The sequence below is a fragment of the Pseudaminobacter soli (ex Zhang et al. 2022) genome (assembly GCF_014595955.1).
Lineage (GTDB): Bacteria > Pseudomonadota > Alphaproteobacteria > Rhizobiales > Rhizobiaceae > Kumtagia > Kumtagia pseudosoli.
In genome coordinates this window covers 292,506-300,358 of record NZ_JABVCF010000008.1, presented here as the reverse complement: position 1 = coordinate 300,358, position 7,853 = coordinate 292,506, and the positions used below count along the sequence as shown (strand labels likewise).

The following is a 7,853-nucleotide window of genomic DNA, read 5'->3' as shown; positions in this document are numbered from 1 at the left end:
TGCGAGCCGATGTCCTCGGCCGAGTAGCTGGTGCCGATGATGAGGAGGTCCTTGCCGATGAACTCGCGCGCATCGCGAAAATCATGGGCGTGCAGGATGCGGCCGTTGAAGGTGTCGAAGCCGGGGAACTCGGGCACGTTGGGCGTCGAGAAATGGCCCGACGCGACGACCACATGGTCGAACTCCTCGGCATAGTGGCGGTCGTTCGGCAGGTCGTGCACCGTCACCGTGAACTTCTTGGTGGCGGCGTCCCAGGTCACCTGCCGCACCAGGCTGGAGAAGCGGATCCAGTCGCGCACGCCGGCCTTCTTCACCCGGCCCTCGATGTAGTCGAACAGGACGGCGCGCGGCGGATAGGAGGCGATCTGCTTGCCGAAATGCTCCTCGAAGGCATAGTCGGCGAATTCCAGCCCCTCCTTCGGGCCGTTCGACCACAGATAGCGGTACATCGAGCCGTGGACCGGCTCGCCATATTCGTCGAGGCCGGTGCGCCAGGTGTAGTTCCACAGCCCGCCCCAGTTCTTCTGCTTCTCGAAGCAGACGATCTCCGGGATCTCGGCGCCCTTGGCCGCGGCGGACTGGAAGGCGCGCAACTGCGCCAGCCCCGACGGCCCGGCGCCGATCACCGCAACTCGTTTTTTCATCAGTGAGACTCCCAATGGACTCGACCAGTTTGGTTGTTCATTGTTCTGGCCGAAGCCCATTGAGCGCCTTAGCCGCTCCGTGTCAACAAAGCTTCTCCACAGGAAAAACGATCAAGACAGCACGAATTCGCGGGATCGTGGCGCCGACCGGCGGAAGTGGATCACCGCGGTACCCTGGCCCTGTATTTTGCCCTGACTGGCCATCTCAAGCGATTGTCCAGTCACACCCCGCCGCCAAGCCGAATCGACGTTCTCACCCCGCCCAAGGGCCGGATCTAATCGAGTTGCTCACACCCCGCACGATATCCCTTTTGCGACGGGTTATTTCTGTCAGGAAAGTTTCTTTAATGAGAATGTTGATTTCCGAATCCGTTTCTCCCACAGTAGATGCCAGACCACGAACCGGAGGGGAGTTCACATGACTAATTCGTGGAGGTTTTCCACACTCGCCGACCGTCATCGCGCACTCGGGTCCAACCTCGAGGACTGGAGCGGGATGGGGACAGCCTGGCAGTATTCCGGCGACCCCGAGAAGGAGTATCTGGCCGTTCGCACCAAGGCCGGCCTGATGGACGTTTCGGGGCTCAAGAAGGTGCACCTCAACGGACCCGCGGCGACGCATGTCATCGATCGCGCGACGACCCGCAACCCTGAGAAGATCATGCCCGGCCGCTCGGTCTATGCGACCATGCTGAATGATGCGGGCAAGTTCATCGACGACTGCGTGATCTACCGCACCGGTCCGAATAGCTGGATGGTCGTGCATGGCTCGGGCGCCGCGCATGAGCAACTCACAATGGCCGCGACCGGCCGCGATGTCTCGATCCGCTTCGACGACAACCTCCATGACCTCTCCCTGCAGGGGCCGCTCGCGGTCGATTATCTAGCGAAGCACGTCGAGGGCATCCGCAACCTCAACTACTTCAGCCATATGCAGACCTCGCTGTTCGGTCTGCCGGTCATGATCTCGCGGACCGGCTACACCGGCGAGCGCGGCTACGAGCTCTTCTGCCGCGGCCAGGATGCTCCTGCGATCTGGGACCGCATTGTCGAGGAAGGGGCGTCAATGGGGATCATTCCCTGCCGCTTCACCACGCTCGACTTGCTGAGGGCGGAGAGCTACCTGCTGTTCTTCCCCTTCGACAATTCGGAAAAATACCCGTTCGAGAACGAGGGACCCGGCGACACGCTGTGGGAGCTCGGGCTCGATTTCACGGTCTCGCCCGGCAAGGTCGGCTTCCGCGGTGCCGAGGAGCATTATCGTCTGAAGGGCAAGGAGCGCTTCAAGATCTATGGCGTGAAGCTCGAGGGCACGACGCCGGCCGAGGAAGGCGCGCCGCTCATGAAGGACGGCAAGCAGGTCGGCGTCGTCACCATGGGCATGTACTCCAACCTCAACAAGCACAATGTCGGCATCGCCCGCATGCCGGTCGACTGTGCGGTGGATGGGGTCAGGATGACGGTCAAGAACTCCACCGGCGAGATTCCCTGCGTCGCCCATTCGATGCCCTTCTACGATCCGGACAAGAAGCGCCGGACCGCTAAGGGATAACCGGCTTGGCGCGCGGTGCATTCTGCCTCGCGCGCCGGCACTCAGATCAGATGGAATGCTGGTGGAATGTCCAAGGCGGTTTTTGAACCCTCGATTCCGAGCCGCCCGGTCTATGGGGCACTTGAGCCCAGGACGGGTATATCGCATCTGATGATCGCCGACGCCGAAGGGGCGGAGGCGATCCTCGACATGGCCGGCGCCGCGCCGCCCGGCTTCTTTGCAAACGCGCACATCATCTACATACCGAAACGGACCGGCACGCTTTATGTCGAGAGGCTGCAGGCGCTCGCACCGGCGCAACTCCACATTGCTCCGAGCTACGCGGCCGCCGAGCCGCGCCTGAAGCGGGTGCTGTCTTCCTCCCATATGGGTCTTCAGCTCTATCTGGCCGGGACCGAAGGGTTGATGGGCCAGGTGATGCGTGAGGCGATCGAGGCCGGCATCCCGCATGACGCGATCCAGACCGAGCACCGTGGCTCGACCGCACGGCGTGTTCAATGCGTGCATTGCAAGGGCATAACCGAAGATGTCACGCACGATCCGTTCCAGTGTAGCCACTGTGGACTGCATCTGTTCGTGCGCGACCACTATTCCCGCCGTATCGCCGCATTCCAGGGTGTGCGCGTCGACGCAGAGGATCCCGGCAACATCCCTGAAGCCGTGGAGCGTTTTAAATGAGTGGAGCTCCGAAGATTGCGGTCACCGTGGCCGAGGTCACGCCCGTCAATGAACTCGTCACCCGTTTCCGCTTCGTGCGCCGCGACGGCAAGCCTATGCCGACCTTCTCAGGCGGTGCGCACACCGTGGTGGAGATGAACGACAATGGTCGCATCCGCCGCAACCCCTATTCGCTGATGAGCGATCCGGCCGACTGTGAGGGGTACTCGATCTCGGTCAGGCGCGACGATCAAGGGCGCGGCGGTTCGCTGTTCATGCACCGCCGGGTCACGCCGGGGATGGAGATGCAGATCTCCAATCCGGTCAACCTCTTCGGCCTCGACCTCAGGGCGCGCAAGCATCTCATGATCGCGGGCGGGATCGGCATCACCCCGTTCCTCGCCCAGATCAAGCAGCTCAAGGCGACGGGCGGGCATTTCGAACTGCATTACGCCGTTCGGAGCGCACCGCTGGCGAGCTACGCCGACGAGCTTCGGGCTGAGAATCCGGGGCGCGTGCGCGTTTATCACGACGAGCGTGGCGAGGCGATCGACCTCGAACGGCTGCTCGAGGGCCAGCCGCTCGGCACCCATCTCTATGTCTGCGGCCCGAAGGGCATGATCGGCTGGGTGCGCAACACCGCCGCCCGGTTGGGCTGGCCGCGCGGCGCGGTCCACCACGAGGAGTTCCTCGCGCCTTCGTCCGGCAAGCCTTTCGAGGCGACGCTGGCGCGGTCGAACAAGGTGATCCAGGTCGGCGAGCACGAGAGCCTCCTCGAAGCGATAGAGGCCGCGGGTGTGGACCCGCCCTATCTTTGCCGCGGCGGCGCCTGCGGCCAGTGCGAGACGGACGTGCTCGAGCACGACGGCATCTTCTTGCACAACGACCACTGGCTGACTGAAGAGCAGCGCGCCAGTTGCACCAAGATCATGCCGTGCGTGTCGCGCTTCGAGGGCAGGAAGCTCGTACTCGACCGTTAGAGCATGATCCCGAAAAGTTGCAGACTTTTCGGACAAGATCATGCAGCAGAAACAAAACCTGGAGCGAGATGACGACCAGAAGAGAAGACATCTCGCTCTAGTCCATAGGACGGGAGGAAACCGATGGGAATTATCTTCAGGGAAGAGACGTTTTACAACGATTTCACCTTCCGCAACTCGCCGGAGGCGATCAGGCGCTTCCCGTTCCCGTTTCACGAAGACAGCTATATGTATTCGGTGAACCTGGAGCCGCATAAGTCCTACCGCCCGGGCAGCGTCCTGGAACGGGCCTTCGACGTCGACGAACACTACGTCTCGGAGATGCGCGACCGCGCCCGCGTCCTGGCCGAGGATCCGCTCCGCTGCCAGTCGCTGCCGCACATGACGCTGGCGGGCTGGGACCTGCTCGAACTCATCATGGTCTCGAAGGCGGAGGAATATCCCGACCTGTTCGAACTGCACCGGGACGGCAACCGCTGGCACTGGATCAATCGGCCGCTCGGGATCGAGCAGCGCTTCACCTTCCTCGACGAGACCACGCTGCCCTACGGGCCGATGGAGTACATCACGCGCCAGACGCAGGGCGACTTCGCGGTTCTCGACCAGCGCGAGGACAATCTCTGGATGGATGCCGGTATGGTCACCACCCAGGCGGACTGGAGCCTGGACTTCGACATCGGCATGAACTTCTTCGAATGGCATGCGCCCGTGCCGAAGGCGGCCGAGATGGGCATCTTCCAGCGGGCGCTGAAATTCCTGCTGAACGTCCAGCAGGGGGCTCCGGCCCGGCGCTTCAACTGGACGATGACCGTCAATCCGCTACTCGATACCAGTCCCGAGAACTACCACAAATGGGGCGTCATGAAGCGCGACCTGACGCTGGAGAACATGGGGCAGATGATGCACTTGCGCGTCGAACTCCAGACCTTCTTCCGCCTGCCGCGCTCCAACGGGCTGGTGTTCCCGATCCGCTGCTATCTCATCAAGCTCGACGAATTGGTGACGGTGCCGAAGTGGGCACGTCGCTTCCACCGCGTCCTCCGCGACCTGCCGGTCGAACTCGCCACCTACAAGGGTTTTGTCGATAACCGGCCGAAGATCGTGGAATGGCTGTCGAAGTACGATGACGGCGCCCCGACCTCGCCTGGAATTTGGCCGGACTGATTTTTCTCCGGCACTTGAGGCTGCACCCCTCCCTTGAATTGGAGTGCAACTGAGCCTTATCGGATACTCTTCCCCGTTCTCGCCCCGCCTCGCGCGGGGCGATGCACTTCATATCATTCCCCCAGGGTCATTCCCCCAGAGTGGGCCTCGCATCGCAGAAATGACGCCTGCTACTGCGTCTTCTGAGGATCGTCGGCCGGGTTCACATACTTGATGCCCCACGGACCGTTCGTCGTGATCTGGATCACCGCCTCCTCGTCGGCGTAGGCGAAGTGCGCCGTTCCGGGCATCATTGCGAAGAAGCTGCCCGCGGGCAGCGGCTTGGCCAAGCCACGGTCGGCGGTATTGCCCATTCCAAGATTGAAGGTTCCTGAGATGACCGTAACGACTTCATTCCCTGGATGAGTGTGCGGCGGGATCGCATACCCGGCCGGCACTTTAAGCCGTAGGGCAAACAAGCCTTCCTTGGACGGGTCTCCAAACAACACCGCCGCCTGGGCCCCGGCCGGGAGCGTCTTTGGGGCTGCGCCCCATTGGACGTCATTGGGCGTGACGAGCACGTGGGCGTCCTTAGCCTGGGCGGACGAGGCAAGGGTGCAGAAGGCGGATATTCCGATGGCAAATGCGGAGATGACTTGCATGACAACCTCCCTGTGATGCCTTTGACGGCTGCGCGCCAGGGCAGGCTCGCTGCAGCTTCAGGCTAGTCCGGCGGCTATGTGCAAACAAGCAACTCGGCAGACTGATCAAGCGGATGTGAGCTTCCGCTCGGGTCAACGGGAGTGTGTCCGGCCGGCCTCTCTCTGGGACTGCGGATTGTAGTCAAAAAGAATGGGGAGACCGGTTGCCCGATCTCCCCTCGCAGAAGCTCTCCGGTCTGTCTTACAAGACGAAGACCCAGTTGGCGATCAGCACCACGGCCAACCCTGCGACCAGGGTCAGGTAGGGCAGGATGCCCGCCTTGCGGACCTTCAGATCCTCCTGACGAATGCCAAGGTCGTCGAGCATTTGCGCCGGGAACTTGCCGCCATCCTGGATGTAGTGGCGGTAACAGAAGACCGGGATGATCAGCCCCGCGGCGATGATGCCGGCCCACAATGCCGAGGGGTTCCACACCTTGGCGCCAGCGCCCATGAACATGGCGTTGACGTAGGAGAGAATGCCGCCGATGGCGATCATGAAGGTCGGCGCGCGCCACGGACGATGGATGTGGCCGTTATCGATGCGATGGATCCAGCCGGCATTCAGGTTGAGGAAGTTGAAGATGATGTAACCGCAGTTCGACACAGCCAGGATGAAGAAATAGCTGGTCGCGTCAGCGGCGGCGATCGCCAGGAGGAAGAGGTTGAAAACCAGATCGCTCCACATCGCCGCAGTCGGCGCGCCGTGCTCGTTGACACGCGACAGGTAGCGCGGCAGCCAGCCGTCCACCGAGCCTTGGTAGAGCGTACGCGAAGACCCGGCCATCGCCGTGTTGATGGCGAGCATCAGCGCCAGGATCATGAGCATGATCATGATGGTGGTGATGAAGCCGGAGCCGCCCACCATGCGCGCCATTGCGGCGCCGACGCCGGAGCCGTCGACGATCGGGTCAGCCAGCATGCCCTCGAGACCGAGCACGCCCTGGAAGGTGAACGGCACCAGGGTGTAGAGCACCAGGCAGAGCAGGCCCGAATAGAGGATCGCCCGCACCGTGTCGCGCCCCGGATTCCTGAATTCGCTGGTGAAGCAGATCGAGGTCTCGAAGGCGTAGGCCGACCAGGCCGCGATAAACAGACCACCGAAGACGAGCGTCCAGCCGGAGATATCCCAAGCGCCCGGCTCCGGCGAATAGGCCTCGGCCAGCGGAACGAACGGCGTATAGTTGTCCCAGTTGATCTGACCCGTCAGCAGCGGCACGATGCCGACGATGAGCATCGGTATGATGACCGCGAGGCCGATGAACTTCTGCACATTGGCCGTGCCCAGGATGCCGCGATGCTGGATCGCGAATGTGATCAGCATCAGCACAACACCGATGAAGAAGACCGCGTTGAGCGAAAATTGCACGGGGCCGAGCGATCCGCTGTAGAGCGTCCAGTCGCGAATGACCGGCGTGGCGGCGGCCGTCAGCGCGGCAATCGCATCGGCCGCGGTTTTGCCCGCGTTGGCAGGGTCGGCCAGCCAGGTGGCGACTTCCGGCGAGGCCTCCGTGAAGCCGGGGATGGGCGCGAAGGCGTTGAGCAGGTAGGCAGCGGCGATGGAGCAGCCGAGCGACAGCACCGGCGTCCAGGCGAGCCAGTTGCACCACACCGACAGCGGTGCGATGAACTTCGAGTAACGCAGCCAGGCGGTGGCACCGTAGACGGAGGCGCCGCCGGACTTGCTGGGAAACAGCCCCGCGATCTCGGCATAGGTGAATGCCTGGATGAGGCCGAAAGAAACCGAGACCATCCAGATCAGATAGGCCGGTATGCCGACGGTGCCGGCGATGCCGCCGATCGAGAAAAGCACCAGGGCCGGCACGCCGCTGGCCACCCAGAAGGCGCCGCGCCAGTCGATCGTTCGATGAAGCTGGCCTGCGGCAGGCGCCGCAAAGGCGGTAGTCACAACGCTCATTGGCTTGAAATCCCCATTTTGAAGACGAAGGACCCCACCGTCCTCCGTTGTCCCCGTTCGGAATTTTTTTCCTGGTAGTCTTCTTTTTTTCCTTCAAATGAAGATCATCCCAATTGGGGGCGTCGTCAAGGGTATTTTGTCGCACCTTGCACAGGGCGCTGGACCAATACCTCGCGGGCGATGTGAGGTCAGGATTTAGGGTCGCAAACCGCAGGAATTCAGGCTCTTGGAAAGCCCCGGCAGCCCAGCGATCAGGGC

The 7,853-nt window shown here is 62.4% G+C and carries 7 protein-coding genes; 4 read left to right on the top strand and 3 right to left on the bottom strand.

The annotated features are described in order from the left end of the window. On the bottom strand, positions 1-644 hold a 644-nt coding region (locus HUI96_RS16825), incomplete at its 3' end, for an NAD(P)-binding domain-containing protein (RefSeq protein WP_188255827.1). A 418-nt stretch (positions 645-1,062) separates the two neighbouring features. On the opposite strand from HUI96_RS16825, the gene HUI96_RS16820 reads away from it, so the two are divergent. The 4 genes from HUI96_RS16820 to HUI96_RS16805 all read left to right on the top strand — a co-directional run bounded on the left by HUI96_RS16820 (position 1,063) and on the right by HUI96_RS16805 (position 4,997). Continuing rightward, on the top strand, positions 1,063-2,196 hold the full coding sequence (locus HUI96_RS16820; RefSeq protein WP_188255826.1) for an aminomethyltransferase family protein: 1,134 nt from the start codon (positions 1,063-1,065) through the stop codon (positions 2,194-2,196). A gap of 66 nt (positions 2,197-2,262) precedes the next feature. After that, positions 2,263-2,874, top strand: coding sequence for a dimethylamine monooxygenase subunit DmmA family protein (locus HUI96_RS16815; RefSeq protein ID WP_188255825.1), 612 nt, complete (start codon positions 2,263-2,265; stop codon positions 2,872-2,874). Further along, positions 2,871-3,833 carry a PDR/VanB family oxidoreductase gene (locus HUI96_RS16810; RefSeq protein WP_188255824.1) on the top strand — a complete coding sequence of 321 codons (963 nt, stop codon included), beginning with the start codon at positions 2,871-2,873 and terminating at the stop codon, positions 3,831-3,833. Before HUI96_RS16815 ends, HUI96_RS16810 begins: the two co-directional genes overlap by 4 nt. A gap of 123 nt (positions 3,834-3,956) precedes the next feature. Continuing rightward, positions 3,957-4,997 (top strand): heme-dependent oxidative N-demethylase family protein, encoded by a 1,041-nt coding sequence (locus HUI96_RS16805; protein WP_188255823.1) that lies wholly within the window; start codon positions 3,957-3,959, stop codon positions 4,995-4,997. A 170-nt stretch (positions 4,998-5,167) separates the two neighbouring features. Here HUI96_RS16805 and HUI96_RS16800 read toward each other — a convergent pair whose 3' ends face one another. Both HUI96_RS16800 and HUI96_RS16795 read right to left on the bottom strand, forming a co-directional pair. Then, the gene (locus tag HUI96_RS16800; protein WP_188255822.1) at positions 5,168-5,638 is read right to left on the bottom strand and encodes a cupin domain-containing protein; all 471 of its coding nucleotides are present in this window, start codon (positions 5,636-5,638) and stop codon (positions 5,168-5,170) included. A gap of 241 nt (positions 5,639-5,879) precedes the next feature. Beyond that, entirely contained in the window at positions 5,880-7,595 is a 1,716-nt protein-coding gene (locus HUI96_RS16795) for an APC family permease (protein WP_188255821.1), read from the bottom strand. Positions 7,596-7,853: the final 258 nt, after the last annotated feature.

Bases quoted from the DNA above. Each gene is read 5' to 3' on its own strand.
- HUI96_RS16820 (WP_188255826.1), top strand. From the start codon at position 1,063: ATGACTAATTCGTGGAGGTTTTCCACACTCGCCGACCGTCATCGCGCA.
- HUI96_RS16815 (WP_188255825.1), top strand. From the start codon at position 2,263: ATGTCCAAGGCGGTTTTTGAACCCTCGATTCCGAGCCGCCCGGTCTAT.
- HUI96_RS16810 (WP_188255824.1), top strand. From the start codon at position 2,871: ATGAGTGGAGCTCCGAAGATTGCGGTCACCGTGGCCGAGGTCACGCCC.
- HUI96_RS16805 (WP_188255823.1), top strand. From the start codon at position 3,957: ATGGGAATTATCTTCAGGGAAGAGACGTTTTACAACGATTTCACCTTC.
- HUI96_RS16800 (WP_188255822.1), bottom strand. From the start codon at position 5,638: ATGCAAGTCATCTCCGCATTTGCCATCGGAATATCCGCCTTCTGCACC.
- HUI96_RS16795 (WP_188255821.1), bottom strand. From the start codon at position 7,595: ATGAGCGTTGTGACTACCGCCTTTGCGGCGCCTGCCGCAGGCCAGCTT.